Origin of the sequence: Halomonas sp. ATBC28, assembly GCF_005937175.1 — a bacterium.
GTDB lineage: Bacteria > Pseudomonadota > Gammaproteobacteria > Pseudomonadales > Halomonadaceae > Vreelandella > Vreelandella titanicae.
The window spans coordinates 58,044-82,121 of the sequence record NZ_VCQL01000010.1; the positions used below are offsets into that span (position 1 = coordinate 58,044).

The window sequence follows — 24,078 nt, forward strand, 5'->3', positions numbered from 1 at the left end:
TACCGCCACTTTGCCGAAAAGTGATAAGATTTAATTAATTGATAGATGTACTGAGCACCATCGTTATTTTTCAGGAGCATGAGTAATGACCGAGAATGTCGTCAAGGATCAGCCGGGCGAGGGACGTCTGGCCCATGCACCCAGCGAGCATCCGCCGGTAGCGCGCGCCAAGGTGGGTGTTGTGCTGGCAAACCTGGGAACCCCGGATGCCACCGACTACTGGTCAATGCGTCGTTACCTTAATGAGTTTCTTTCTGATAAGCGTGTGGTCGACTATGCCGGTTGGAAATGGCAGCCGTTGCTACAGCTGATTATTTTGACCAAGCGTCCGTTCTCATCGGGCAAGGCCTACCGGGGAATCTGGAATAACGAGAAAAACGAAAGCCCGCTGCTAACAACGACGCGCGCCCAGACCGAGAAGATGACCGCACGGTTAAAGGCGCTTTATGGTGACGATGTCGAGGTCGATTTCTGCATGCGCTACGGTAATCCCTCGACGGAAAGCGTGCTGACGCGATTAAAAGAGAAGGGCTGCGAGCGAATCGTGTTTTTTCCGCTATACCCTCAGTACGGTTCGCCCACCACGGCGACGGCGAATGATCAGGCGTTTCGCACCCTGATGAAGATGAAGTGGCAGCCTTATATACGTACGGTGCCCGCTTATTTTGAACATCCTGCCTACGTTCAGGCGTTGGCCAACTCGGTACAAGAAGCCTACGACGGTTTCTCGACCCGGCCGACCAAGCTGGTGGCCAGCTACCATGGCGTTCCCGAGCGCTACCTGATGGAGGGTGATCCTTACCACTGTCAGTGCCAGAAAACGACGCGCCTGCTCCGTGAGAAGCTTGGTTTTAGCAAAGAGGAAGTGGATACCGCTTTCCAGTCGCAGTTTGGCCCTGAAAAATGGGTCGGCCCACAAACCGTTAAGCATGTGGCAGAACTCGCCGAGCAGGGGCATAAGCACATTGCGATTATGTCGCCTGCCTTCTCTTCCGACTGTGTTGAAACCTTGGAAGAGATCGAAGAGGAGATTCGCGATAGCTTTATGGAAGCGGGTGGCGAAACGTTCAGCTATATACCTTGCCTGAATGATCGCGATGACCATATTGAGGCACTGTTAGCAGTCATCAACAATGAATTAGCAGGATGGCTATCGGCCCCAAACCCTAGCGTTTAGCTAGCTACTCGTCATAACTGAAAGCTAATAGCAGCCGCCCTGCGAAATTAATCGCTGTGCGGCTGTTTGCGTTTAAGCGTTTGACTGGTCAGTCAAAACTGCCTGTTATATGGTGTACAACTTTAGAATCACTATTATTCAACGCTGGCATATTATTGGTAAGGTAAGGTGTCTAACCGCTAGCGGCTGTCTTGGTGGTGAGCCTTTCGTTTTTCAGGAGGTTTCGCTTGATACAATTTGCCGTTTTAATGGGGTTCGTACTGGCGGCGCTATCGCCAATGTTAAACCACTGGTTCGGCCAGCGTGCCAGCCTAGTATTGGCTCTATTTCCTGCCGGATTGGCGGCGTGGTTGGCACTTCAAGCCCCTGAGGTCATTGAGAACGGTAGCCTGCTTTTAGAGTGGCAGTGGGTGCCTTCTCTGGGAATCAGCCTTACCTTCCTGTTGGACGGTCTATCGTTACTCTTTGGGTTATTGATTACCGTTATGGGGGCCTGCGTGCTGGTATATGCCGGCGGCTACCTTAAAGATCACCCTGATCTTGCCCGATTTCACATCGCCTTGGTCGCCTTCATGGTGTCGATGCTGGGGCTGGTACTAGCTGACGGCCTATTAACGCTATTCGTTTTTTGGGAATTGACCAGCATTACCTCCTATTTGCTGATTGGTTTTAACCACGCTGATATCAATGCACGTAAATCAGCGCGGCAGGGCTTATTCGTTACCGTGGCGGGTGGGTTAGCATTAATGGCTGGGCTGGTGCTGCTAGGGATTGCCAGCGGTAGCTGGTCGCTGGCGGAGATTCTCGATCAGGAGGCTGACCTGCGTGAACATGCACTCTACACGCCTATGCTGATCTGTTTGCTACTGGGTGCCTTCACCAAATCGGCGCAGTTTCCGTTTCACTTTTGGTTACCCAACGCCATGGCCGCGCCGACTCCGGTTTCGGCTTACCTGCACTCGGCCACCATGGTGAAAGCGGGTATTTATCTGCTGGCGCGCTTACACCCGGAGCTGGGTGGCACTGCGATGTGGGTTGGCGTTCTTTCCGTGGTCGGCGCAACCACTATGCTGGTGGGTGCGTTTTTAGCGATTCATCACACCAATATCAAAAAGCTGCTCGCTTACTCGACCATTATGGCGCTGGGCACGCTGACGATGCTATTGGGCATCGGCACCGAGTACGCGATGACCGCGTTTGTTACCTTCCTGCTCGCGCACTCGCTGTATAAAGGGGCGCTGTTTATGGTCGCCGGTATTCTCGATCATGAGACCGGCACGAAAGATGTCACCCAGATGGGCGGGTTACGCTCAGTGATGCCGCTGACTGCCACCATTGCGTTGGTGGCTGCGCTTTCGCTTGCCGGTGTGCCGCCGCTACTCGGTTTTATCGGTAAAGAACTGATGCTTGAATCAGTTCTCGGTGCCGATAGCTTCCGAACACTACTGGTGCTGTTCGCCTTTCTGGCATCTATTTTAACTATCGCCGTTGCTTTCATTGTGGCGCTACGTCCTTTTTACGGTAAGCGTCACCAAACCCCGCTTGAACCACATGAAGCCCCGCCTGGTATGCTGCTTGGGCCCGCGTTGCTCGCACTAGGGTCGCTACTGTTAGGCTTGATGCCCGCTGTGCTGGGTGCTGATGCGTTGTTAACGGCAACCGCCACTGCTATATCCGGGCAAACAGTAGAAGTGGCGCTGTCGCTTTGGTATGGCATTAACGTCGCGTTGATAATGTCGATCGTTAGCCTTGGTTTAGGCTTTTTGCTGTTTAGGCGTTGGGACAGCGTGCGTGGCAAGCTCTCTGTATTGGCACCGGTGATGCGCCATGGCCCCGAGGCTGGGTATGAAAGCATGATGAATGGCATTGTGCACTTCTCAGAGTGGCAAACTCGGCTGCTCCAAAACGGCTATATGCGTAACTACATTTTAGTGATGTTAGCGACGCTTATTGCACTGATCGGTAATTCAATTCTATTACGCCATTCGCCTGTGTTTGCCGTTGACCTGGATGTGCGTTTTCACGAGGTAGTCGTGGCTGGCACTATGGTGATGGGGGCACTGTTTGCGACCATTTCTCGATCGCGGCTGGGGGCAGTGGTTTCCGTGGGCATCATGGGTTTTTCCATTGCATTGATTTTTGTTCTGTTCAGTGCGCCAGATTTAGCGATTACCCAACTGCTGGTAGAGACCTTAACGGTTATTTTGCTGGTACTGGTGCTGTTTCGCCTGCCACGCTTCTCGAATCTTTCCACCAGCTTGGAGCGCATACGCGACGGCGTGGTGGCCGCTATGGTGGGTATCTTGATCTGCCTACTGATTATGACCTCCTGGAGCATTCAACAGTTTGAGCCCATTTCGACCTACATGATTGAGAACAGCGCGCCTTTGGCGTATGGCCGCAACATCGTTAACGTCATTTTGGTCGACTACCGTGCCCTGGATACCTTAGGTGAGATGTTCGTGTTAGCGCTTGCCGCCATCGGCGTGATCGCCATGTTAAAGCTACGCAATAACACCAAAACCACCGACAGCAGTAAAGTAGCTGCCAAGGAGCCTTACGATGGTTAAGTCAGGCACGATTATTCTTAATACCGCCGCACGGTTTTTAATGCCGCTGCAACTGATGTTTTCTATTTTCCTATTGCTGCGAGGGCATGACGAGCCGGGCGGAGGATTTATTGCCGGCTTGGTAGCGGCAGGGGCGTTTACGCTGTATCTGTTTGCCTTTGGTGTAAGTGCCACCAAAGAAGTGCTGCGCATGGTCGACCCCCGAGACCTGATTGGGGTTGGGCTATTGCTGGGAATGATCTCGGTAGTGCCTGCCTGGTTTATGGGGCAGCCATTTCTGACAGCCCAGTGGTGGACTATCCCGGTTATCGACTTTAAAGCTTCCACGCCGCTGATTTTCGATGTAGGCGTCTATTTTGCTGTGCTGGGTTCGGTCACCGGCATGGTGATGACGCTTATGGAGGTCGACAAGGATGAACCTTGAGTTAACAGGAGGCACAGCATGGAACCATTAATGGCAGTGGCGATTGGCCTGCTGTATGCGACGGCTATTTTTATGATGTTGCGTCGTTCTATCGTCAAACTGGTGATTGGTCTGATGCTGCTCTCTAATGCCGCCAATTTACTGATTTTTACCACGGCGGGCATGACCCGTGGAGCACCTCCGCTTATCCCTGAGGGGATGATGCTGCCGCCCAGCGGGGTAGCCGACCCCTTACCCCAAGCGGTTGTGCTGACGGCCATTGTGATTGCCTTTGGGGTGCTTGCCTTTGCCGTGGTATTGATTCGACGCGCCTACGAAGTCGTTAAGGCTGATGATCTCGATAAGATGAAGGATACTGATACGTGAGGCCTGAAGTTGCTCTTCCCGTCCTCTTGCCCCTGCTAACCGGGGCAGTTTCCTTGTTGTTTTGGCGCGTGCGCCCCATGCAGCGCTTTTTGGCGGTGGCAGGTAATGTTGCGCTACTCATGGTTAGCCTGTGGCTGTTTGTATCTACGTTGTCAGATGGCTATGTCACCATGCAAATGGGTAGCTGGCCAGCTCCCTTCGGGATTACCTTAATAGCCGATCTGTTAAGTGCGGTGATGGTGTTAATGACCGCTCTTATCGGTTTGGCAATGGGTGTTTACTCGCTGGCCACCACTGGCCGCGGCCACGAAAAATTTGGCTACTATCCGTTAATGCACCTGCTGCTCGCCGGGGTGATGGGGGCCTTCTTAACCGGCGATATCTTTAACCTCTATGTATGGTTTGAGGTAATGCTGGTGGCCTCTTTTGCGCTGCTGATTCTGGGGGGAGAACGCGCGCAGATGGAAGGGGCGATTAAGTACGTCACCTTGAACCTGTTGGCATCGGTCATCTTCCTGACCGCGGTGGGGCTACTCTATGGCATGGTGGGTACACTCAACATGGCCGACATTGCGTTGCGCATGGATGAGGCAGAGCACACCGGTATGGTGGAAGTGCTTGCGGTCATGTTTATGGTGGCCTTCGGCATCAAAGCCGCCGCCTTTCCGCTATTTTTCTGGCTGCCAGCCTCGTATCACACCCCGCCTGTCGCTGTTTCGGCGCTGTTTGCCGGGTTGCTCACCAAGGTGGGGGTGTATGCGATGTTCCGTGTCTTCACCCTGATGTTCGATCAAACCATGGGCTATCTCCAGGAGATTATGCTCTGGGGTGCTGCCTTCACCATGGTAACAGGCGTGCTCGGTGCCGCCGCCCAGCATGAGTTTAGGCGAATCTTGTCGTTTCATATCGTCAGCCAGATTGGCTATATGATCTTAGGCTTAGCTCTTTACACACCTTTGGCGATCGCCGGTGGCGTGTTTGCCATCGTGCATAACATGGTGGTGAAGACCAATCTCTTCTTGATCAGTGGTATCACCCACCGTTTGCAGGGAACCTACCAGCTTAAAAAAATGGGCGGGCTGTACCGAGATCGCCCTTGGCTTGCCGTGGCGTTCTTTCTTTCTGCCTTCTCGCTGGCGGGGATACCGCCGCTGTCAGGCTTTTTTGCCAAATTTGTAATTGTGCGTGCGGGCCTGGAAGTTGAAGCCTATGTGGTGACCGGTATTGCACTGGCGGTGGGATTAATGACGCTTTATTCCATGGTGAAAATTTGGAATGAAGTGTTTTGGAAGTCGTTACCCGAAGATAACGACGTGCCTGCGACTGCCACGCCCACTGGTGACGACGGTCGGCTGTTAAAGCCTAGCCTGTGGATGATGTATTCGCCCGTTATGGTGTTGGCGTTATTTTCTCTGCTCATTGGTGTGCTTGCAGAACCTATTATGTGGGTGATGATGGGTATTGGTGATCAACTGTTTGAACCTTCGGGATATATCGAAGCCGTATTGGGTGCTTCAGCCAGTGCAGACGATGTTCTGCTGCAGCCAACGGGGGCGGCAGAAGATCAACCTGAGGCGGATGCCGGGGAGGCAGCGCAATGACCGGAGCCATTTGGAACCTACTGCTAGGCCTTGCTTGGGTACTGTTAAGCGGTGATTTTAGCGGCTTAAACCTCCTTGTCGGGCTAATATTTGGCTACATTACGCTGATACTCATCGAACCTCAGCTTGATTCCCTAAAAGGCTATCCTGCGCGAGTACCGCGTTTTATCGGCTTTATTGGTTTTTTTCTAAAAGAACTTGTTCAAGCCAACTTGCGTGTCGCTTTTGATATTGTCACCCCCCCTTGGCATATGAAGCCTGGGGTCATTGCGATGCCGCTTTCCGCGCGTACCGAAATGGAAATTACTCTGGTAGCCAATCTGATTTCATTGACACCAGGAACGTTGAGCCTGGATGTATCAGATGACCGTAAAGTCTTGTATATCCACGCGATGTTTTTAGACAATGAAGAGGAGCTACGGCGCAACTTAAAAGAGATGGAGCACCGGGCTTTGGAGCTATTTCGCTAATGGATACCGTCATTTTAATAAGCCAAGTCATCATGAGCCTGGCGCTTATCTTTACTTTTGTGCGTGTAGTGCGCGGGCCGAGTTTGCCTGATCGGGTGGTGGCGTTAGAGCTTTTTTCTACCACCGTGGTGGGATTGGTCGGGGTTTATGCCATCAAGTCTGACGTGGCTAGCTTTCTGGATGCCGCCATTGTGATCGCATTAATGGGATTCTTAGCGGCAATTGCGTTTGCGCGCTTTTTGGAAAGGGGAGGCCCAAGGGATGATTGATTTCATAAAGGGCGCGTTAATCATTGGTGGTGCACTATTTATACTGCTTGCCTCAGTCGGATTGCTGCGGTTGCCCGATTTGTTAACCCGCATGCATGCCACTACCAAGGCCGCGGCGTTAGGCGTTATCTTAATTATGTTGGCAGCGGCCATGCACTTTGCTGAAGTGGGGATCGTGGCCCGCTCATTTGCCATCATCGTGTTTATCCTGATGACCGCCCCCGTGGCGGCCCACGTGATTGGCCGTGCCGGGTACTTTGTTGGCTCGAAGCTGTGGAGCGGTACCGTAAAGGATGAGTTGCGCCCGAACTATGATCCCTTAACCCATGAGCTTAAAAGCGGCCTGGAAACCCAGGAAAACGCCAAGCGCCAACCCCGCGAGACTGACCCTGACTAGGTTTGACTAGAGCAAACCACAGCGTAGTAGCCATTGAATAACCGCTGCTAAGCCACCTTCGGGTGGTTTTTTTGCGTCTGGAGATGGGGTGTATTAAGACACGAGTAATTAGTTCGCCCTTAACAAATAATGTACAATAAAATCATGTACAATAATTGTACTGTATAAGATAATGCGTTCATGTTTTACCCCATGCCCCGCAGAAATGTGATTAAACGTGATCATGCGACGCAAACAACACCTGCCACAAAAAGACTGTGCTCAATGCCAGCGACCGTTTACTTGGCGGAAAAAATGGGCGCGCTGCTGGGACGAGGTGCGCTACTGCAGCGAGCGGTGCCGTCGTAGTGCCAAGTAGCCAAGCAAACCACGGTGATAACACCAAGTTCTGGGCAGGAATGTACCCCTAGGAGGCACAAACATGTACAGCACGATTGATATTGTCTGGCTGCAAGACGACCTGCGTATTGCTGATAATCCTCTTTTACACTTTGCCTCTCCTCCTAGTTATCTGATGTGTATCTACGTGTTAGATGAGCGATGGTTCTTGCCATTATTTGACGTCGAATCTACGCCGCGTATTGGGCCTGCGCGGTTGCGCTTTTTATGGCAAAGCTTAATGGAGTTGCGTGGTGAGCTCCTACAGCGTGGCAGCGATCTGCTGGTGCGCATTGGCAAGCCCAGTGATGTGGTGATTGAGCTGGCGTCAAAGTTAAACGCACGAGAGGTGCGTGTTGCTGACCATGCAGGGGTTGAGGAATTCGCGCATATTCAGGCGGTTGAGCAAGGCCTGCCTAGTCAAACGGCCCTCAATTGCATAGAGAGTGGGCGACTCATTGATCGAAAGGCGCTGCCTTTTGAGAGGGAAGCGCTGCCTGGGAGTTTTTCTGCCTTTAGGCGCAGTGTGGAGAGCGAATGTGCTGTGCCTGCCAGCCGCTGCGCTCCAATAACGTTGCCCCCTTGGCCCGAGGCGGCAAGGGGATTTCCGCCGCTAAAAGCCGTCTGTGAGCAGAGCGCTACCTGGCAGCCCGATCCTCGCCAAGGTTACGCTTATAGGGGAGGAGAGTCAGCGGCTCATGGGCGTCTGAAGGATTACTTGTGGCGTCAACAGGGCGGTGAAACCTACAAGAAAACCCGCAACGGGCTATTGGGGGCTAATTTTTCAACCCGCATTTCACCCTGGCTGGCGCGAGGTTGCCTGTCAGCTCGTCAAGTCTATGAGGCTGTGAAAGCGTGGGAAGCGGAAAACGGCAGTAATGAGTCAAGCTACTGGATTGGCTTCGAACTGCTCTGGCGGGAGTATTTTATCCGTACCGCTCAGTTGGAAGGGGCGAAAATGTTTGGCTCACGCCAGACTGACCAGCCGTGTGCCGCTTTCGATGCCTGGCGTAACGGTACCACGGGGTTGCCGTTTGTGGATGCCGCTATGCGGGAACTACTCCACACTGGCTGGCTATCCAATCGTGCCCGGCAAAACGTGGCTAGCTTTTTAGTTAAAGACTTAAAGGTAGATTGGCGTTTGGGGGCGTTATGGTTCGAGCACTGCCTGATTGATTATGACGTGGCCAGCAACTGGGGCAATTGGCGCTATATTGCTGGTGTTGGTCGCGATCCTCGCCAAGATCGTTACTTTAATGTGCTCAAACAGGCGGGCCATTACGATCCCCAGGGGCTCTATGTTGCTCACTGGCTGGAGCAGCTCGAAACACTGCCCAATGGCCTTGAGCGCCATCAGCCGTGGCGTGCAGACCCCTTGAGGTTTGATGCTCCCTGCGTTGTGCCCGAGCAGTGGGAGCGATGGCTAATTCCTCGCTGTGAAGTAGGCACTTTAGCTGAGTCGTCCGCCGTGGAGAGCGTTATAAAGTAATTATCACCTTCGGCCAGACCCTAGTATCTACCTCTTTTCTAGGCCATCATTCCAGATATGCCAAGGACTGCCTAAGGATCGATATAATGTCTGGTAATTTCTCTATTGGGCGGCGCTGCAGCCCTCTTTTGTGTGTTTCCATAGTCGCAGCGCTAAGCGCTCCTTTCGCGTCAAGCGTAGCGGTCGCTAACCCTCAGCTAATGTCAGAAGTCGATACTCAGGCTGCTTCTGAGGTTAGCTACGCTAATTTTCAGCAGTGGCTTCGAGATTTTCGCCAGTACGCTGCAGGCCAAGGGATCAGCGAAGCCACATTAAGCAACGCCCTGGATGGCGTTCGTTATCGTGAGCGTGTGATTGAACTCGACGGCTACCAGCCCGAATTTGTTCGCCCTATTTGGGAGTATCTGGATACCGCGGTTTCATCCACGCGTATTACTAACGGTCAAGAAAAGCTGGCTGATCACCGTGACACTGCTCAGCAAATGGAGCAGCGCTATGGGGTGCCAGCAGAAATAATCGTCGCCATTTGGGGCATCGAAAGTAACTATGGCAGTAATTTTGGCGATTTTTCGACGTTGGAGTCTCTGGCCACGCTGGCTTACGATGGTCGACGCCGTGACTTTGCTCGAGGTGAGCTGCTCGCGGCTTTACGGATTATTGATCAAGGTGATATCGCTGCTGAAGACATGAAGGGCTCCTGGGCTGGGGCGATGGGACATACTCAGTTTATTCCCAGTAGCTTCGAAGCCTATGCCGTCGATGGCGACGGTGACGGTCGGCGCGATATTTGGGACAGCATCCCCGATGTCATGGCATCAACGGCCAACTATCTTGACCGAGCCGGATGGCAAACCGGTCAACCCTGGGGTATTGAGGTACGCCTGCCCGAAGGGTTTGATTACGCCCAGACCGAACGCCGCAGCAGTGCCGAGTGGCGCAACCAAGGCGTACAGGCGCAGCAGGGCGAATTGCCGAACTTCGATAGCGCCGCTATCGTGGTACCCGCTGGCGCTAATGGCCCTGCATTTTTGGTAGGTGCTAATTTCCGTGCGATTTTACGCTATAACAATGCCACCAGTTATGCACTGGCCGTTGCGACTTTAGGCGATGCGATCGCTGGACGCGAGGGCATTCAGCACAGCTGGCCCCGGGATCAAGCGCCACTTACTCGTGACGATGTTCAAGAACTTCAGCGCGCGTTGAACCGGGTAGGATACTCTGTAGGCGGCGCGGACGGCATTATGGGGCCCAACACCCGGCAAGGTTTGCGGAACTTTCAGCGTGATCAAGGGTTAATACCGGATGGGTTTGCGACCCAGGAGCTACTTGAACAGCTACGCCAGCGTTCGCAGTAAGCAGTGTTAAAAGGGTGCTTCTAATTTCCAAGGATGATGTTATGCAGTTGATAGATAAGATGTTTTTTAACAGAGTGATGTTAGGTGCCGTGTTGTTAGGTTCTGGTCTGTCTGCTTCCATGGCGATGGCAGATGATGACCAGGTATTCGGCTGGGTTGAAAAAGCCACCCTGCAACCCTGGGATATCGAGGTAAAAGCCAAGCTCGATAGCGGAGCATTAACCTCTTCATTAGACGCTCGCGATATAGAGATGTTCGAGCAGGGTGACGAGGAGTGGGTGCGCTTTCGTTTGAAGCTTGAAGATCAAGCAAGCGGAGACGTATTCAGCGACCAAATTGAGCGGCCGCTTTATCGAGAATTGGCTGTTCGCGGAGCAGGCGGCCGCGACGAGCGTCCCGTGGTGTTGTTGGAAGTTTGTATGGGCGACACCATTTACGAAGAGCAGTTTAGTCTACGTGACCGTGAAGAAATGAACTATCCGCTGCTGCTCGGTCGTCGTACCATTAGCCACCTTGGCTTGCTGGATGTGCGTGAAACCTTCTTGCAGGAGCCCGAGTGTGGGGAAAACTCTACCGTTGTGCCCCACGACCCAGAAGATGAACAGTCCTAACTTACCTATCGATAAATGCTTAAAACAGCCGTGATAGAAGCGCGGTCACGGCTGTTTCAACGCGTAAAATGCGCGGGCCTAGATGCATACCCTCGCAACCTGCTAGCATTAGTTGCTCTACCTCCCAAGCAATAAAACCGCCCTCAGGGCCTACCAATAGCAGGGTAGGTTCACTTATGTCTCTTGGGCAAGCGTTGGGCATGCCAGGATGGGCTACGAGTCCGCGGCGTTCGCTGAGTAAGCCAGGCAGTTGCTGCTTCAAAAAAGGACGAAAGCCTTTGCTCAGGGTGACCGATGGTAGCTGGGTGTCGCGGGCTTGCTCTAAGCCGAGTACCAAGTGCTGGTGGATTTTCTCCGGGCGTAACTCAGGGGATTGCCAGTAGCTCTTCTCAACCCGTTTAGTATGTAGCAGGGTGATCTCTTTGACGCCTAGTGCCGTCACATGCTCTAACGTACGCGCCAACATACGGGGACGGGGCAGAGCCAATGCCAAATGTACGGGTAACGGTGGCGGCGGTGGTTCATCAAGGTTTTCTAATTGGAAATACGCGCGCTCAGCGTTGAGCTCTTTTAGCATCGCTTTGCCCATGGCGCCGCCTTGCACACCCACGGTGAGCCGGTCGCCAGGTGCCGATCGATGGACATCACGAAGGTGTTTTAGTCGGCGTGGATCGGTGATGCAGACGTGGCCGTCATTGGTGAGATCGTTGGGATTGAGCAGAATCAAATTCATAATGATGGTCTATTGGTCACAAAGCAGGCACGGTACGCCTTGCTAAACTATTAAGGTGGCTTGCATAGGCGCGTGGTGCAGGCACAATATCAGCAACGGAACCAGTAACGGGAATAAAAAAGTCCCTATCGCGTTTAAGGAGATGCGCCGTGCGCGTAATTCGCAAATATGCAAACCGCAGGTTGTACGATACTCAGCAGAGTCGTTATGTGACGCTGGAAGACCTGCGTCGGTTAATCATCGAAGAAGAGCCGTTCAGGGTGGAAGATGCCAAAAGCGGAGAAGACCTGACGCGGACTATTCTGCTCTCTATCATTATTGAGCAGGAGCAAGCGGATAGCGAAGCGGAAGTGTTTTCAAACGATCTTCTAGCGCAGCTTATCCGGGTTTACGATATGACCTCACCGTTGCCGCTGTCGCGTTACCTCGAACAGGGTACGCAACTGATGTTGGAGCAGCAGAAACGTTTGCAGAGCCAGTGGAAACAGGCAATGCGCAACACGCCGTTAGAATTTATGCGTGAGCTTGCCGAAGAGAACATGCGCTTTTGGCAAAATACCTTGAATCAGCCGGGTCAAGCCGATGAGTCGAGTGATGCTGAGCAGCCTGAGAGCGATAGCAACGATACCAGCAAAGATAACAAACCCTCCTCCTGACCCCACTTGGTGCTGCGCTGTGGCATAATGCCGCCGATATACGCTCTCCCGTTTGAGAAGGATGCACATGAAGGTTTTGATGATAGGCGGCGGTGGTCGCGAGCACGCCCTGGCTTGGAAATTGGCGCAATCTACCCAGGTTGAGCAGGTCTTTGTCGCCCCCGGCAATGCCGGCACCGCGGCGGAAGCGAAGCTGACCAACGTAGCGATTGCCGCAACGGATCTCGACAGCCTGGTCGCTTTTGCCCGTGATGAGCAGATTGGCTTGACCGTGGTGGGGCCGGAGGCTCCCTTGGTTGAAGGTGTTGTTGACCGGTTCCAAGCGGCCGGTCTGACTATCTTTGGCCCTACTCAGGCGGCTGCTCAGTTGGAAGGCTCAAAATCATTTACCAAGGACTTCCTGGCCCGTCATGATATTCCTTCGGCTGACTACCAAACGTTTACTGACGTAGACTCTGCGCTTGCCTATTTAAGCAAAATGGGCGCACCCATTGTGATTAAGGCGGATGGCCTAGCAGCGGGCAAAGGCGTCATCGTGGCGCTGAGTGAAGCCGAAGCTGAGGCTGCTATTCGCGATATGCTGGAGGCCAATACCTTCGGCGGTGCAGGCGCTCGCGTGGTTATCGAAGAGTTTCTGGAGGGCGAAGAGGCGAGCTTTATTGTCATGGTGGACGGCGAGCATGTGGTACCCATGGCCACCAGCCAAGACCACAAACGCGCTTATGATGGTGATACCGGCCCTAATACCGGCGGTATGGGCGCCTATTCACCAGCACCTGTGGTCACGCCCGAGGTTGATGCACGTATCATGGAGCAGGTCATTCTGCCCACCGTGAGGGGCATGGCTGCAGAAGGCAATGCTTATACAGGGTTCTTATATGCAGGCCTGATGATAGACGCGGCGGGTAACCCCAAGGTTATTGAGTACAACTGCCGCTTTGGTGATCCTGAAACTCAGCCAATCATGCTGCGCTTAACCTCTGACTTCGCTGAGCTTTGCTTAGCGGGTGCCCAGGGCAAGCTGGATGGGCAACGCTGCGAATGGGATTCCCGTGCAGCGGTGGGCGTGGTGCTGGCGGCCGGAGGCTACCCTGGCAGCTACCGCAAGGGTGACGTGATTCACGGTTTAGCTGCGGCTGAAGAAACGGGCTGCAAAGTGTTCCACGCCGGTACCGCGCAGGATTCCCAGGGCGAGATTATTACGGCAGGTGGCCGTGTGCTGTGTGTAACGGCATTGGGCAATAGCGTCTCAGCGGCGCAGCAGCAAGCGTACCAAGGCGTTAATGCTATTCACTGGGACGGCGTCGAGTGTCGCCGTGATATCGCCTTCAGGGCGATTGCCCGAGAGGAGTAAGCACGCCTTACGCTAAGCTAATACTGACGAGGAAACAGGGCATGGAGCGTGTCAAGCTGGACTTTCCCGCTGAGGCGGTCATACATCGTCACCCCTTGACCGTGAGGGTAACCGATATGAACTACGGCCGTCACTTGGGGCATGATGCGCTGGTATCACTGCTCCACGAGGCGCGCATTCAAGCCTTTGCTGCACTGGATCTGCCTGAGTGGGATATGCAGGGATACCCTTCGGTGGTCGCTGATCTCGCCGTTCAGTATCAAAGTGAAGCGCGCTGGCCCGATGGCCTAACGATTGCCACCGCTGTACCCGAGCCCCAAGGCAAAGCGTTGACGATCTATCAGCGCATCTACCAGGCAGATTCTCAGCAGGTAGTTGCTACCGCACGGATCAATCAGCTACTGATTGATCGTGCTACTGGGCGTCCTGTCGAAGTACCTGAGCAGGTTAAACAAGCGCTTTCCCACGCGAGGTATGGCTGATGTCTCGGGAGTATCCGATTATCGCGGTAACCGGTTCCTCAGGGGCGGGTACCACCACCGTGAAGCGCAGCTTTGAGCGCATGTTTCTGCGCGAAGATGTGCATGCAGCAATGGTTGATGGCGATGCCTTTCACCGCTATACCCGTGATGACCTGCACCGCATCTTCCGAGAAGAGCCAGAACGCAAAGACGAACTTTCGCATTTTGCCGTAGAGGCGAATTTGCTGGATCGTCTGGAAGGGTTGTTTAGTGAGTATGGCGAACACGGTTCGGGGACTTTTCGGCACTATATTCATGCTGAAGATAAGCAGAAAATTGAAGCAGGCTGCCGGGTAGGTACTTTCACCGAGTGGCAGTCGCTGCCCTGTGGTACCGACCTGCTGTTTTATGAAGGCTTGCATGGTGGGCTGGTCACTGAAGAGTATGACATTGCCCGCCATGTGGATCTGTTGGTTGGTGTGGCGCCGACCATGAATCTTGAATGGATTCAAAAGATCGACCGTGATACTAAGCTGCGGGGCTACTCACAAGAAGCGGTCATTGACACTATCCTGGGCCGGATGGATGACTATGTGCGCTACATCCAACCGCAGTTTTCGCGTACTCACATCAATTTTCAACGTGTGCCCACCGTCGATACCTCTAACCCCTTTGAAGTGCAGGATATTCCCACCGACGCTGAGTCGTTCGTGGTCATCCGTTTTCGTGATCCCTCCACCGTTGATTTCCCTTGGCTGCTGGCGATGATTAAGGACTCGTTTATGACCCGTCCGCACACGTTGGTGGTGCCGGGGGCGCGGATGTCGCTGGCGATGGAGTTGATTCTTGCCCCCTTGGTTAGGCATCTTCTTTCCCAGAGACGATTTCGTTAAAAGGTCGTGGGCTTGAAGCTACCTCTCACCGGTGCAATTCATCGGTGCAATCATCAGACTGGCAGAGATAATTCGACACTTAAGTGGCAAGTAGTTAATAAAGGAGAGCTGTATGGATTGTCTGTTTTGTAAAATCATTAACCGTGAAATTCCCGCTGATATCGTTTATGAAGATGACCACGTGTTGGCATTCAATGATATTGGCCCCCAGGCGCCTACTCATCAGCTAATCATTCCTAAAAAGCATATCGCCACGCTCAATGATATCGATGAGGCTGATATTGCCACAGTAGGGCGGCTTCAGTTTACCGCCGCCAAGCTTGCCCGCGAGCAGGGGTTTGCTGAAGATGGCTACCGCGTGGTGATGAACTGCAACGAAATGGGCGGACAAACGGTCTACCATATTCATATGCATCTACTCGGTGGGCGTGCATTCACATGGCCTGCCGGTTGAGTTCGGCAGATCGCTATCGCAAGTCAACGGAGTGTTGCCATGGATCGTCAACAGAGTCGTTCAGATCGCCTGATACATCAGTTCGATACCATTTTACGAACGCTTATGCCACACGCTGCTTCACCACAGCGCACCAGCCCCGCTGAAGGTGTGGCTGAGGGAACGTTCGACGATCAAGAACGCCGCCATGCAGCAGGTTTGATGCGTATCAACCATTCTGGTGAGGTGTGTGTTCAAGCGCTGTATCAGGGGCAGGGCGTGACCGCTAAACTTCCTCATGTGCGTCACCAGATGGAGCAGTCGGCGCTAGAGGAGATCGATCATCTTGCCTGGTGTGATGAGCGTCTAGAGCAGTTGCAGAGCCGAACAAGCTGCTTAAACCCGTTGTTTTATGCCGCTTCCTTTGGCATTGGCGCGGCCACTGGGGCGGTCAGTGATCGTATTAGTTTGGGATTGGTTGCCGCGACCGAAGAGCAGGTAGGTAAGCATCTTGATTCACACCAACAGTCGCTACCCCGTGGTGACAACCGCTCCCGCGCCATACTGCGCCAGATGGCAGTTGATGAAGCTCACCATGCTCAGCTTGCCTTAGAAGCGGGGGGCGTTCGCTTTCCGGCACCGGTGAAGTGGGGCATACGGCTGGCCTCTAAGGTAATGACTAAAAGCGCCTATCATCTCTGAGACATATTCACGTTGCATAATGGGTTAAGTGGCGGTGTAGGGAAGTCGTTACCAAGGAGAGGAGCAAGAAGATGCTAGGCAATGCAGTGCTGTTTTTAATTATTGCGATCATCGCTGGGGCGGTCGGTTTTTCTGGCATTGCCGGGGCGGCGTCCACCATTGCGCAAATTTTGTTTGTGCTGTTTCTTATTTTGTTTCTTGTGTCATTTTTTACCGGCCGCAGACGTTAGGGCTTTGCGCTAGCGTCAGTGCAAACACAAACTAAAAGGCCCCGCTCTGCGGGGCCTTTTGCTGTCAGCATTGACTGCCAGCGTGATGCTAATGATTAAGCATCAATACGCTTATACTTCATGCGCTTAGGCGTATCGTTTCCGACCCGCTTTCTATGATCCTCTTCGTACTCCGCGTAGTTGCCTTCAAATAAGACCACTTCAGAGTCACCTTCAAAGGCCATAATGTGCGTGGCGATACGGTCAAGGAACCAACGATCGTGAGAGATCACCATAGCGCAGCCCGGGAAGGCTAGAAGCGCGTCCTCCAGTGCCCGCAGGGTTTCAATATCCAGGTCGTTGGAGGGCTCATCGAGCAGCAGCACGTTAGCGCCTTGCTTGAGCGTTTGGGCAAGCTGTAAGCGACCGCGCTCACCACCGGAAAGCTCCGACAAACGCTTCTGCTGGTCGTTACCCTTAAAGTTGAAGCGACCCACATAGGCACGCGAGGAGACTTCGTAGCCGTTAATATTAAGGATATCCTGACCATCCGAAACGGCTTCCCACACGCTCTGCTTGTCATCTAAGCCGTCGCGTAGCTGTTCGACGTAAGCGATATCGACCGTTTCACCCACCAGGACTTCGCCTTCGTCCGGCTGCTCTTTACCGGTAATCAGTTTAAAGAGCGTCGATTTACCCGCACCGTTACCACCGACGATACCAACGATCGCACCCTGGGGAATGGTGAAGGAGAGGTTCTGGTAGAGCAGCTTGTCATCGAAGCGTTTAGCCACATCACGAAACTCAATGACGTTATCGCCCAGGCGCGGGCCAGGCGGAATATAAATTTCATTGGTCTCATTACGCTTTTGGAAGTCGCCAGACTGCATCTCTTCAAAGCGGTTGAGGCGTGCTTTGCTCTTTGCCTGGCGGCCTTTGGCGTTACTGCGCACCCACTCAAGCTCTTGCTTGATGGCTTTCTGACGCGAGGCTTCCTGCTTGGCTTCCTGGTTCAAACGCTGATCTTTCTGCTCCAGCCACTGGGAGTAGTTACCCTCGAAGGGTATGCCTTGGCCACGATCAAGCTCCAAAATCCAACCCGCCACGTTGTCCAGGAAGTAGCGGTCGTGGGTGATCGCCACTACTGTACCGTTATAGTCGTGAAGGAAGCGTTCAAGCCAAGCCACCGATTCTGCATCCAGGTGGTTGGTAGGCTCGTCAAGCAGCAGCATATCGGGGCTGGAGAGCAGTAAGCGGCAGAGTGCTACACGACGGCGCTCACCACCTGAGAGGTTACCCACTTTGGCATCCCAGGGGGGGAGTCGCAGTGCTTCGGCAGCAACGTCAAGTTTGCGTTCCAGGTTATGCGCATCAGCAGCTTCGATAATATTTTCAAGCCGGGCCTGCTCGCTGGCTAGCGCATCAAAGTCGGCGTAGGGCTCTGCGTAGGCCGCATACACCCCATCCAACTTCTCCTGGGCATCTTTGATCGCCCCCAGTGCTTCTTCGACGGTGTCGCGGACGTTTTTCTCGTCATCTAGCTGCGGCTCCTGTGGAAGGTAGCCAACATTGATGCCAGGCATCGGACGAGCTTCACCTTCAAACTCTTTATCGACACCGGCCATAATGCGCAGCAGTGTGGATTTGCCCGAACCGTTAAGCCCCAGAACGCCGATTTTGGCGCCAGGGAAAAACGAGAGCGAAATATCCTTGAGAATTTGCTTTTTGGGCGGCACTACTTTGCCAACCCGGTTCATGGTGAAAACGTATTGCGCCATGGAGATCCGTTAAGTTGTTGAAAAGAAGAAAGCGACAGCAGCAGACTGCTGGCTCTTATTGCTGGCTGAAGCGTGATGATAGTGGTCTGCACCAGGAAAGGCTAGGCTACTTGAGGTGTTGGCTAGCTAGGCCCGCTCATTTGCTGAGAAGGCCAAGCTGCTCAAGGATTACTCTTCTTCGTCCCAGTCATCTTCGATGGCGCGCTGAAGTCGTCGCTCTTCCAACCACGCCTCGACTTGGCGCCGCGCGCGTAAGCTGTCAGCTTTGCTCGGTTTGCTTCTGTTGTAGTGGTCGTCATTGACGGCGTCTAAGCTTTCGAACTCATCTGAGTCGAGTGTTTCGTTGCCTAAGGTTTCATGACTTAGGGTCTCACGACTTAGGGGATCACGGCTCATGTGATGTCCTCCAACCCAGCCGGCGTGCCGGCGTAACAACGGCTTCACGCGAGTACATGTGCAGTTTATTAAACACATGCCAACTGCAAAGTGAAGCGCCTAGCGCAATTCAAGCGCCTTGCCGCTATATAACGCCAGTTGGGATGAAGTTCAAGCTTTATAGTTTTTTTTAGTGAGAAAGTTAATGATTAGCTGTTTTCTCGCTGATTTTGTAACTCCGCTAGCGCAAGCTGTGTTTCTACACGCTCCGTTACATCTTTTTGCACGCCAATGTAATACATCAGCTTGTCTGCTTCGTCATAGACCGGCGTAATGGAAAGTTCATTCCAAAACATGGTGCCGTCTTTGCGATAATTACGCAGTACTTCTCGAGAAGGTCGGCCCTCGTTTAGCGCATCTCGAATGGCGACAAGCGCGTCCTGGTCGCGGTCTTCGTTCTGTAAAAAGCGGCAATCGCGATACAGAATTTCATCAGCACTATAGCCCGTCAAGCGTTCAAAGCCTTTGTTGACGTAGATGAGGATATTTTCATCCCCTTCCTGTTCGGCAACGACAATGCCGTCTTCCGATGCGTCAACAATACGTTCGAGCAATTCTGGACTGATCAATGGAGATCGTTTCATCAAGGGGTTCCTGTTGCAGCTCCAATCCTTTCCGTCGTTCACAGTCGCTTTCGCCCATGAGCTAACGGAATTTCCAATCACTTATTATAGGCAGCATAGCAAAGGCGCCACTACATCACTGCTATTCGGCCCTATCATGGCGAGCGTTGTCACGCATTGCAATCGCGAACGCTACGCTAATGTAGGTAGAGCTCTCGATAGCACGCTTGAATACATGTGGTTACCGGTGGCGCGTCACTCGACTTCAGGTAATTGTTGGGCGCTAAGTATGGCCCCCACGGCGGTAGCCGCTAGCACGAGGAGTAATGTGCCGCTACCAAACCACTGGGCAAAGGCGCCAATAAGGCCACCTACAATCAACATTAAGACGCCGGTTAAGGTATTCGAGAGCGCCACGTAAAGCGCACGATTATCTTGGTTGGCCATATCGACGAGGTAGGTTTTACGCCCTAAGCGTACGCCGTGGTGAACAATCACGAGTAGTGCATAAACCGCTGCATAGGGCCATACACTGTGTGTCCACTCGCCGGGTAACCAAGCTAAACTAGCGCCCATTACGCAGCAAATGGCGGTACCGATCGCCGCATCGCGCATCACGCCACGGCTCGACTGATCCGCCCGTTTCCCCCATACCGGGCTAGCTACCATCGCGGCCAGCCCCGACACCACAATCAGTATGCCCAGGCCTCCCAGGTCGGTGCCGCTTTGGTTTTGCCCTAGCAGGGCGATGTAGGGTAGGGCGAGTGCACTTGAGAGCAGCAGCGCCCTGGCAAGGTTGAAGTGTAAAAAAGTACGGTCATCTTTTAACAGCGACAGTCCCTGTTTAATACTGTCCCAGCCGTTTTCGCCGCCTTCTACTGCCCCAGGGGCTTCTTTGATGCGTGCGGCGGCGATGGCATTGATTAGCCACCCGCAGGCAGCTATGGCCAGCAGTACCGCCACCACTAAATGGCCGGGTCGGCTCTCAAACAACATTAGCAGTGTCCCAGCGACCAGCGTTGCACCACCAGCAATGCTGCCGCTCCAGCCCATTAGCGTACCGCGGCGGCGCTTGGCAATGGTTTTGCCCAGCACATCTTTTGTGGCAATTGAGGATAAGCCACGTGCCAGTGAGAGCAGAACTAATGCTGTGAGCACTAACGCTCCGCCCAAGGTGCCGGTGGCGAACAGCGCCAGTACGGCAAGCGTTAAGGCAGCGAAGGCTTGGGTCAGCGCGCCGACCACCCACACCCATTTGCGCTTAGGTTTTAAGCGAATAAACCCCGCTACGAAGATTTGCGGCAGCAGGGCACCCGATTCTCGGATGGGGACCAGCAGACCTACCATCCAGATGGGAGCGCCAATAATGCCCATCAGCCAGGGTAAGACTAAACGCGCGCTCGACAGCTCGTCAGCCAGTTTATTGCCCAAAGAGGCCCATATATGTAGAAAAAAATTACGCGGTTGTTCGTCGCAGGCGCTTTCAGGTATGTCGTCGCACATGCGGCTGTCGTCATCGCCCGTTAGCCACTCATACAGGCGAGTTTGTGAAACGTTATGTTCGGCCATTGGGACTCCTTCTTAATCGACCTATCTCAAGCGACCTGTCTCAAGAGAGCTATTTCAAGAGAGCTATCTCAAGCCATCTCAAAATGACAGAATATCCTTTTAGAATGCCACATTAACTTGCCTGGGAGATCAGGGATGTCACGTATTCAAATCCGTTATTGCACGCAATGCCAATGGCTGCTGCGCAGTGGTTGGTATGCACAGGAGTTGCTCTCAACCTTTGGTGAAGATTTAAGCGAGGTCTCATTAGCCCCTTCCCATGGCGGTACGTTCGAGATCTGGTGTGATGATCTGCTGTTATGGGAGCGCAAGCGCGATGGCGGTTTCCCAGATATCAAGCTTCTTAAGCAGCGTGTACGCGACCAGTTGGAGCCGGGTCGAGATTTAGGGCATATCGACCGATGAATCAGGATAGGCAAGCAATCCTGTTTGGCTTAGGGGCCGTCGCATTATGGTCGACGGTGGCAACGGCCTTCAAAGTGGCACTCGCTTGGATGAGCCCTCTAGAGCTGATGTGGCTCGCAGCGCTTGTTTCTTGGGCACTGATGGGGGCGCTGGTCATCAAGCAGGGAAATATCGCCACAGCGTTGCGCACCGGTTGGAAGACAGCAGCGTGGGCAGGGCTTATGAACCCAGTGGCTTATTATTTGGTGCTCTTCGCCGCCTATGACCGTCTCCCAGGGCAAGAGGCGATGGCACTAAATTACACCTGGGCCTTAGCGATGGCATTTTTGGCCGTGCCTTTGCTCGGGCAGCGCTTAACGCGTATGGATATTGTTGCTGGGCTGGTCGCCTACGCAGGCGTATGGGTGATAGCAACACGAGGCGCGGTTTTAAATGTCTCTTTTGCCGACCCGCTAGGGGTCGTGCTGGCACTCGCTTCGACTCTTCTTTGGGCGCTGTATTGGCTGCTTAATGCGCGGGATAGCCGACCACCCCTTGTTGGCCAGTGGCAAAACTTTAGCGTTGGCCTACCTGTGTTGACCCTATTGCTATTACTGGGCCCCGGTTACCAGTGGCACGGTTGGCCTGCCTTTGGTGCTGGTGTGTATGTGGGGCTATTTGAAATGGGGGTGGCCTTCATTCTGTGGCAGTTGGCAGTGCATAAAGTGTCGCGCACGGCCAAAGTCTCCAACCTGATTTTTCTCTCACCTCCTGTATCACTGCTGTTACTTTTCCTGGTAGTGGGAGAGCCTATTTTGCCTTCAACGTTGATTGGGCTAGTGCTGATACTGCTGGGTCTCGGGCTGCAACAAGCACAGAAAAACGAATAATTCTGAATATTTTTTTGTGTTTTAATGGTGTTCTTATTGTAATTTTTTGTGACATTTGGTTTTATAGCCTCAGGATGAGTAGGAAATTAACTAAATTAGGCTAAGCTCAGCTAATTAAGTTTTATCTACCATGTGTTTACTTCAAAAATTGGGCGCTCGTAGAGGGACACAGGCTCACTTCGGGATGAGACTTCGCGGGCTTACGCTTGAAGCAATAGTGCAGCATGGCTCAATGGGTCACACGAATAATGAGCTGCGTGCAATGAGTGCCACATCATAGGGAACGCTGACGATGAAAAAAAATGCCGTATCGAGACTAAAAAAAACCTTCTGTCACCATGTTTTTAAGCCGCTGACAATGACCACGTTAGCGTGTGTCCCGCTTACGGCATTAGCGCAGTCGCTACCCGCTAGCCTCTACGCGCCAGGTGCCACTGATCTTCCCAGTACTATTCAACAAACGATCATTACTAATCCCGATGTAAACGCTGCATGGGCGAACTTTAGCGCTTCTGGGAGCGATGTCAGAGTCGCAAAGGGTAATTATTTGCCTTCTATTGATATCTCTGCGGGCGTGGGTCGGCAAGACCAGCAAAATGATGGGCGCGGAAGCTATAGCAGTGACTTTGCTGAGCTCACGCTCACCCAAATGGTGTTTGATGGGTTTGCCACCCGTAGCGAAGTAGAGCGTTTGGATCGCACTCGGCTGATTGCCTATTTTGAGCTGCTGGGTGCAAGTGAAGAGGTGACGCTTGAAGCTTTTCGCACCTACCTTGATGTGCTTCGCTACCGCGAGATGGTGCGTTTAGCTCAAGATAATTACCGCGAACACCAACGTGTGTTCTCGCAAATTGAAGAGCGTGCGCTTTCCGGGGCGGGCCGTGGCGTTGACCTAGAGCAAATTAGCGGCCGTTTGGCATTAGCCGAATCCAACTTGATGACCGAGGCGTCGAACCTGCACGATGTAACGGCTCGCTATCAGCGTATCGTAGGCGAACTTCCTCCTCAGAATATGTCGCCTGCACCTAGCTTGGCCGATGAACTACCCGCTGGTGTCAACCAAGCGATCGAAATGGCATTTGAGGGGAACCCTGAGTTCCATGCCGCGATTGAAAATATTGCTGTGCAACGTGCGGAACAAGAGGCTGCGAAGGCCGCCTTTATGCCCCGCCTGGATATACAGGGACGTACGGGCACCAATAATCAAGACGACTCGATAGCTGGGCGCAGTGATGAGCACAGTATTCAACTGGTCGCCAGCATGAACCTCTATCGCGGTGGTTCTGATAGTGCAGCTTTTGATGCGGCGGCCACGCGTATTGAACAAGCTGTCAACCAGCGCGAAACGGCTTGTACAAACGTACGTCAAACCACGCAAATTGCTTATAACGATACCCAGCGTTTGGGTGAGCAATTGAACTATTTGAATGATCATCGCCAATCGATTAACCGGGTTCGTGGGGCTTACCAGCAGCAGTTTGATATTGGCCAACGTACTTTGTTGGACGTGCTTGATAGTGAAAACGAGTACTTCGAAGCCAGCCGAGCCTACGCGAATGCAGAGTTTGACTTAACTTTGGCTCAAGCGCGTACGCTAGCAGCAATGGGGCAGCTTATGCACACCCTTGAAGTGGTGCGTGACGATATCCCCACTCTTGACGAATTGGGGTACGACGACGCCACACTTAGCGCTGAGATGGCCTGTGGAACGGAAGGGCCTCGTGGCTTTAATTTAGAAGACTTTACGCGCGGTATTTCTTCGCTACCCACTCAAGTAGATATGATAGCTTTGTCTTATTCAGCCAATGAGGAGCCAGTCATTACTTCTCAAAATCTACAATTGAGTCACGAGGATACGTTTGTCACTAACGGCTAACGTGTCTGGATGTTGCTGTATAAAAAACAGGGTTG

27 protein-coding genes are annotated in these 24,078 nt (G+C 53.1%); 22 read left to right on the top strand and 5 right to left on the bottom strand.

Going from position 1 to position 24,078, the window contains the following annotated elements:
- Positions 1-85 precede the first annotated feature (85 nt).
- The 12 genes from hemH to E0L35_RS13065 all read left to right on the top strand — a co-directional run bounded on the left by hemH (position 86) and on the right by E0L35_RS13065 (position 11,107).
- The gene (gene hemH, locus E0L35_RS13010; RefSeq protein ID WP_022522729.1) at positions 86-1,177 is read left to right on the top strand and encodes a ferrochelatase; all 1,092 of its coding nucleotides are present in this window, start codon (positions 86-88) and stop codon (positions 1,175-1,177) included.
- 230 nt (positions 1,178-1,407) lie between these two features.
- Positions 1,408-3,747, top strand: coding sequence for a putative monovalent cation/H+ antiporter subunit A (locus E0L35_RS13015; protein WP_027960148.1), 2,340 nt, complete (start codon positions 1,408-1,410; stop codon positions 3,745-3,747).
- Positions 3,740-4,171 carry a Na+/H+ antiporter subunit B gene (locus tag E0L35_RS13020; RefSeq protein WP_022522731.1) on the top strand — a complete coding sequence of 144 codons (432 nt, stop codon included), beginning with the start codon at positions 3,740-3,742 and terminating at the stop codon, positions 4,169-4,171. Before E0L35_RS13015 ends, E0L35_RS13020 begins: the two co-directional genes overlap by 8 nt.
- Before the next feature lie 18 nt (positions 4,172-4,189).
- Positions 4,190-4,537 carry a Na+/H+ antiporter subunit C gene (locus tag E0L35_RS13025; protein ID WP_022522732.1) on the top strand — a complete coding sequence of 116 codons (348 nt, stop codon included), beginning with the start codon at positions 4,190-4,192 and terminating at the stop codon, positions 4,535-4,537.
- Positions 4,534-6,138, top strand: coding sequence for a Na+/H+ antiporter subunit D (locus E0L35_RS13030; protein WP_138800493.1), 1,605 nt, complete (start codon positions 4,534-4,536; stop codon positions 6,136-6,138). The genes E0L35_RS13025 and E0L35_RS13030 overlap by 4 nt, the downstream gene beginning before the upstream one ends.
- A complete protein-coding gene (locus tag E0L35_RS13035) occupies positions 6,135-6,608 on the top strand; it encodes a Na+/H+ antiporter subunit E (protein WP_022522734.1) in 474 nt (157 codons plus the stop codon). The genes E0L35_RS13030 and E0L35_RS13035 overlap by 4 nt, the downstream gene beginning before the upstream one ends.
- Positions 6,608-6,877: a cation:proton antiporter gene (locus tag E0L35_RS13040; protein ID WP_022522735.1), complete on the top strand. Its 270-nt coding sequence runs from the start codon at positions 6,608-6,610 to the stop codon at positions 6,875-6,877. The genes E0L35_RS13035 and E0L35_RS13040 overlap by 1 nt, the downstream gene beginning before the upstream one ends.
- Positions 6,870-7,274: a monovalent cation/H(+) antiporter subunit G gene (mnhG, locus tag E0L35_RS13045; protein ID WP_007113321.1), complete on the top strand. Its 405-nt coding sequence runs from the start codon at positions 6,870-6,872 to the stop codon at positions 7,272-7,274. The genes E0L35_RS13040 and mnhG overlap by 8 nt, the downstream gene beginning before the upstream one ends.
- A gap of 223 nt (positions 7,275-7,497) precedes the next feature.
- Positions 7,498-7,632, top strand: a complete 135-nt coding sequence (locus tag E0L35_RS13050) for a DUF2256 domain-containing protein (protein WP_138800494.1) — start codon at positions 7,498-7,500, stop codon at positions 7,630-7,632.
- Positions 7,633-7,695: 63 nt separating this feature from the next.
- Complete coding sequence (locus E0L35_RS13055; protein WP_138800495.1) at positions 7,696-9,141, top strand: DASH family cryptochrome; 1,446 nt, start codon at positions 7,696-7,698, stop codon at positions 9,139-9,141.
- Positions 9,142-9,227: 86 nt separating this feature from the next.
- Positions 9,228-10,496 carry a lytic murein transglycosylase gene (locus E0L35_RS13060; RefSeq protein ID WP_022522737.1) on the top strand — a complete coding sequence of 423 codons (1,269 nt, stop codon included), beginning with the start codon at positions 9,228-9,230 and terminating at the stop codon, positions 10,494-10,496.
- A 41-nt stretch (positions 10,497-10,537) separates the two neighbouring features.
- Positions 10,538-11,107, top strand: a complete 570-nt coding sequence (locus E0L35_RS13065) for an ATP-dependent zinc protease (protein WP_022522738.1) — start codon at positions 10,538-10,540, stop codon at positions 11,105-11,107.
- Between the two features lie 19 nt (positions 11,108-11,126).
- On the opposite strand, the gene E0L35_RS13070 is transcribed toward E0L35_RS13065, so the two are convergent.
- Positions 11,127-11,840, bottom strand: a complete 714-nt coding sequence (locus tag E0L35_RS13070) for a 16S rRNA (uracil(1498)-N(3))-methyltransferase (RefSeq protein ID WP_138800496.1) — start codon at positions 11,838-11,840, stop codon at positions 11,127-11,129.
- A 149-nt stretch (positions 11,841-11,989) separates the two neighbouring features.
- Between E0L35_RS13070 and phaR the strand changes: the two genes are divergently transcribed.
- From phaR to E0L35_RS13105, 7 genes are all read left to right on the top strand, one after another.
- A complete protein-coding gene (gene phaR / locus E0L35_RS13075; RefSeq protein ID WP_009287676.1) occupies positions 11,990-12,496 on the top strand; it encodes a polyhydroxyalkanoate synthesis repressor PhaR in 507 nt (168 codons plus the stop codon).
- A 67-nt stretch (positions 12,497-12,563) separates the two neighbouring features.
- Positions 12,564-13,850 carry a phosphoribosylamine--glycine ligase gene (gene purD / locus E0L35_RS13080; protein ID WP_138800497.1) on the top strand — a complete coding sequence of 429 codons (1,287 nt, stop codon included), beginning with the start codon at positions 12,564-12,566 and terminating at the stop codon, positions 13,848-13,850.
- 41 nt (positions 13,851-13,891) lie between these two features.
- Complete coding sequence (locus E0L35_RS13085) at positions 13,892-14,332, top strand: thioesterase family protein (RefSeq protein ID WP_022522742.1); 441 nt, start codon at positions 13,892-13,894, stop codon at positions 14,330-14,332.
- Positions 14,332-15,204, top strand: coding sequence for a phosphoribulokinase (locus E0L35_RS13090; RefSeq protein ID WP_009287678.1), 873 nt, complete (start codon positions 14,332-14,334; stop codon positions 15,202-15,204). The genes E0L35_RS13085 and E0L35_RS13090 overlap by 1 nt, the downstream gene beginning before the upstream one ends.
- 112 nt (positions 15,205-15,316) lie before the next feature.
- The gene (locus E0L35_RS13095) at positions 15,317-15,658 is read left to right on the top strand and encodes a histidine triad nucleotide-binding protein (RefSeq protein ID WP_022522743.1); all 342 of its coding nucleotides are present in this window, start codon (positions 15,317-15,319) and stop codon (positions 15,656-15,658) included.
- 39 nt (positions 15,659-15,697) lie between these two features.
- Positions 15,698-16,339: a 2-polyprenyl-3-methyl-6-methoxy-1,4-benzoquinone monooxygenase gene (gene coq7, locus E0L35_RS13100; protein ID WP_138800498.1), complete on the top strand. Its 642-nt coding sequence runs from the start codon at positions 15,698-15,700 to the stop codon at positions 16,337-16,339.
- Positions 16,340-16,410: 71 nt separating this feature from the next.
- Positions 16,411-16,569, top strand: a complete 159-nt coding sequence (locus E0L35_RS13105) for a DUF1328 domain-containing protein (protein WP_022522744.1) — start codon at positions 16,411-16,413, stop codon at positions 16,567-16,569.
- Between the two features lie 95 nt (positions 16,570-16,664).
- On the opposite strand, the gene ettA is transcribed toward E0L35_RS13105, so the two are convergent.
- The 4 genes from ettA to E0L35_RS13125 all read right to left on the bottom strand — a co-directional run bounded on the left by ettA (position 16,665) and on the right by E0L35_RS13125 (position 20,893).
- Positions 16,665-18,326 (bottom strand): energy-dependent translational throttle protein EttA, encoded by a 1,662-nt coding sequence (gene ettA / locus E0L35_RS13110; protein WP_138800499.1) that lies wholly within the window; start codon positions 18,324-18,326, stop codon positions 16,665-16,667.
- 168 nt (positions 18,327-18,494) lie between these two features.
- On the bottom strand, positions 18,495-18,722 hold the full coding sequence (locus E0L35_RS13115; RefSeq protein WP_022522745.1) for a hypothetical protein: 228 nt from the start codon (positions 18,720-18,722) through the stop codon (positions 18,495-18,497).
- A 188-nt stretch (positions 18,723-18,910) separates the two neighbouring features.
- On the bottom strand, positions 18,911-19,345 hold the full coding sequence (locus tag E0L35_RS13120; protein ID WP_138800500.1) for a PAS domain S-box protein: 435 nt from the start codon (positions 19,343-19,345) through the stop codon (positions 18,911-18,913).
- Between the two features lie 234 nt (positions 19,346-19,579).
- The gene (locus tag E0L35_RS13125) at positions 19,580-20,893 is read right to left on the bottom strand and encodes an MFS transporter (protein ID WP_138800501.1); all 1,314 of its coding nucleotides are present in this window, start codon (positions 20,891-20,893) and stop codon (positions 19,580-19,582) included.
- A 135-nt stretch (positions 20,894-21,028) separates the two neighbouring features.
- Between E0L35_RS13125 and E0L35_RS13130 the strand changes: the two genes are divergently transcribed.
- The 3 genes from E0L35_RS13130 to E0L35_RS13140 all read left to right on the top strand — a co-directional run bounded on the left by E0L35_RS13130 (position 21,029) and on the right by E0L35_RS13140 (position 24,043).
- Positions 21,029-21,298 carry a SelT/SelW/SelH family protein gene (locus E0L35_RS13130; protein ID WP_022522748.1) on the top strand — a complete coding sequence of 90 codons (270 nt, stop codon included), beginning with the start codon at positions 21,029-21,031 and terminating at the stop codon, positions 21,296-21,298.
- Positions 21,295-22,167, top strand: a complete 873-nt coding sequence (locus E0L35_RS13135) for a DMT family transporter (RefSeq protein ID WP_009287682.1) — start codon at positions 21,295-21,297, stop codon at positions 22,165-22,167. The genes E0L35_RS13130 and E0L35_RS13135 overlap by 4 nt, the downstream gene beginning before the upstream one ends.
- Before the next feature lie 358 nt (positions 22,168-22,525).
- Positions 22,526-24,043: a TolC family outer membrane protein gene (locus E0L35_RS13140; protein ID WP_249362139.1), complete on the top strand. Its 1,518-nt coding sequence runs from the start codon at positions 22,526-22,528 to the stop codon at positions 24,041-24,043.
- The last annotated feature ends 35 nt before the right edge of the window (positions 24,044-24,078 follow it).

Coding starts and splice junctions, on each gene's coding strand:
- hemH (WP_022522729.1), top strand. CDS start 86: ATGACCGAGAATGTCGTCAAGGATCAGCCGGGCGAGGGACGTCTGGCC.
- E0L35_RS13020 (WP_022522731.1), top strand. CDS start 3,740: ATGGTTAAGTCAGGCACGATTATTCTTAATACCGCCGCACGGTTTTTA.
- E0L35_RS13025 (WP_022522732.1), top strand. CDS start 4,190: ATGGAACCATTAATGGCAGTGGCGATTGGCCTGCTGTATGCGACGGCT.
- E0L35_RS13035 (WP_022522734.1), top strand. CDS start 6,135: ATGACCGGAGCCATTTGGAACCTACTGCTAGGCCTTGCTTGGGTACTG.
- E0L35_RS13040 (WP_022522735.1), top strand. CDS start 6,608: ATGGATACCGTCATTTTAATAAGCCAAGTCATCATGAGCCTGGCGCTT.
- mnhG (WP_007113321.1), top strand. CDS start 6,870: ATGATTGATTTCATAAAGGGCGCGTTAATCATTGGTGGTGCACTATTT.
- E0L35_RS13050 (WP_138800494.1), top strand. CDS start 7,498: ATGCGACGCAAACAACACCTGCCACAAAAAGACTGTGCTCAATGCCAG.
- E0L35_RS13055 (WP_138800495.1), top strand. CDS start 7,696: ATGTACAGCACGATTGATATTGTCTGGCTGCAAGACGACCTGCGTATT.
- E0L35_RS13060 (WP_022522737.1), top strand. CDS start 9,228: ATGTCTGGTAATTTCTCTATTGGGCGGCGCTGCAGCCCTCTTTTGTGT.
- E0L35_RS13065 (WP_022522738.1), top strand. CDS start 10,538: ATGCAGTTGATAGATAAGATGTTTTTTAACAGAGTGATGTTAGGTGCC.
- E0L35_RS13070 (WP_138800496.1), bottom strand. CDS start 11,840: ATGAATTTGATTCTGCTCAATCCCAACGATCTCACCAATGACGGCCAC.
- purD (WP_138800497.1), top strand. CDS start 12,564: ATGAAGGTTTTGATGATAGGCGGCGGTGGTCGCGAGCACGCCCTGGCT.
- E0L35_RS13085 (WP_022522742.1), top strand. CDS start 13,892: ATGGAGCGTGTCAAGCTGGACTTTCCCGCTGAGGCGGTCATACATCGT.
- E0L35_RS13090 (WP_009287678.1), top strand. CDS start 14,332: ATGTCTCGGGAGTATCCGATTATCGCGGTAACCGGTTCCTCAGGGGCG.
- E0L35_RS13095 (WP_022522743.1), top strand. CDS start 15,317: ATGGATTGTCTGTTTTGTAAAATCATTAACCGTGAAATTCCCGCTGAT.
- coq7 (WP_138800498.1), top strand. CDS start 15,698: ATGGATCGTCAACAGAGTCGTTCAGATCGCCTGATACATCAGTTCGAT.
- E0L35_RS13105 (WP_022522744.1), top strand. CDS start 16,411: ATGCTAGGCAATGCAGTGCTGTTTTTAATTATTGCGATCATCGCTGGG.
- ettA (WP_138800499.1), bottom strand. CDS start 18,326: ATGGCGCAATACGTTTTCACCATGAACCGGGTTGGCAAAGTAGTGCCG.
- E0L35_RS13115 (WP_022522745.1), bottom strand. CDS start 18,722: ATGAGCCGTGATCCCCTAAGTCGTGAGACCCTAAGTCATGAAACCTTA.
- E0L35_RS13120 (WP_138800500.1), bottom strand. CDS start 19,345: ATGAAACGATCTCCATTGATCAGTCCAGAATTGCTCGAACGTATTGTT.
- E0L35_RS13125 (WP_138800501.1), bottom strand. CDS start 20,893: ATGGCCGAACATAACGTTTCACAAACTCGCCTGTATGAGTGGCTAACG.
- E0L35_RS13130 (WP_022522748.1), top strand. CDS start 21,029: ATGTCACGTATTCAAATCCGTTATTGCACGCAATGCCAATGGCTGCTG.
- E0L35_RS13135 (WP_009287682.1), top strand. CDS start 21,295: ATGAATCAGGATAGGCAAGCAATCCTGTTTGGCTTAGGGGCCGTCGCA.
- E0L35_RS13140 (WP_249362139.1), top strand. CDS start 22,526: ATGACCACGTTAGCGTGTGTCCCGCTTACGGCATTAGCGCAGTCGCTA.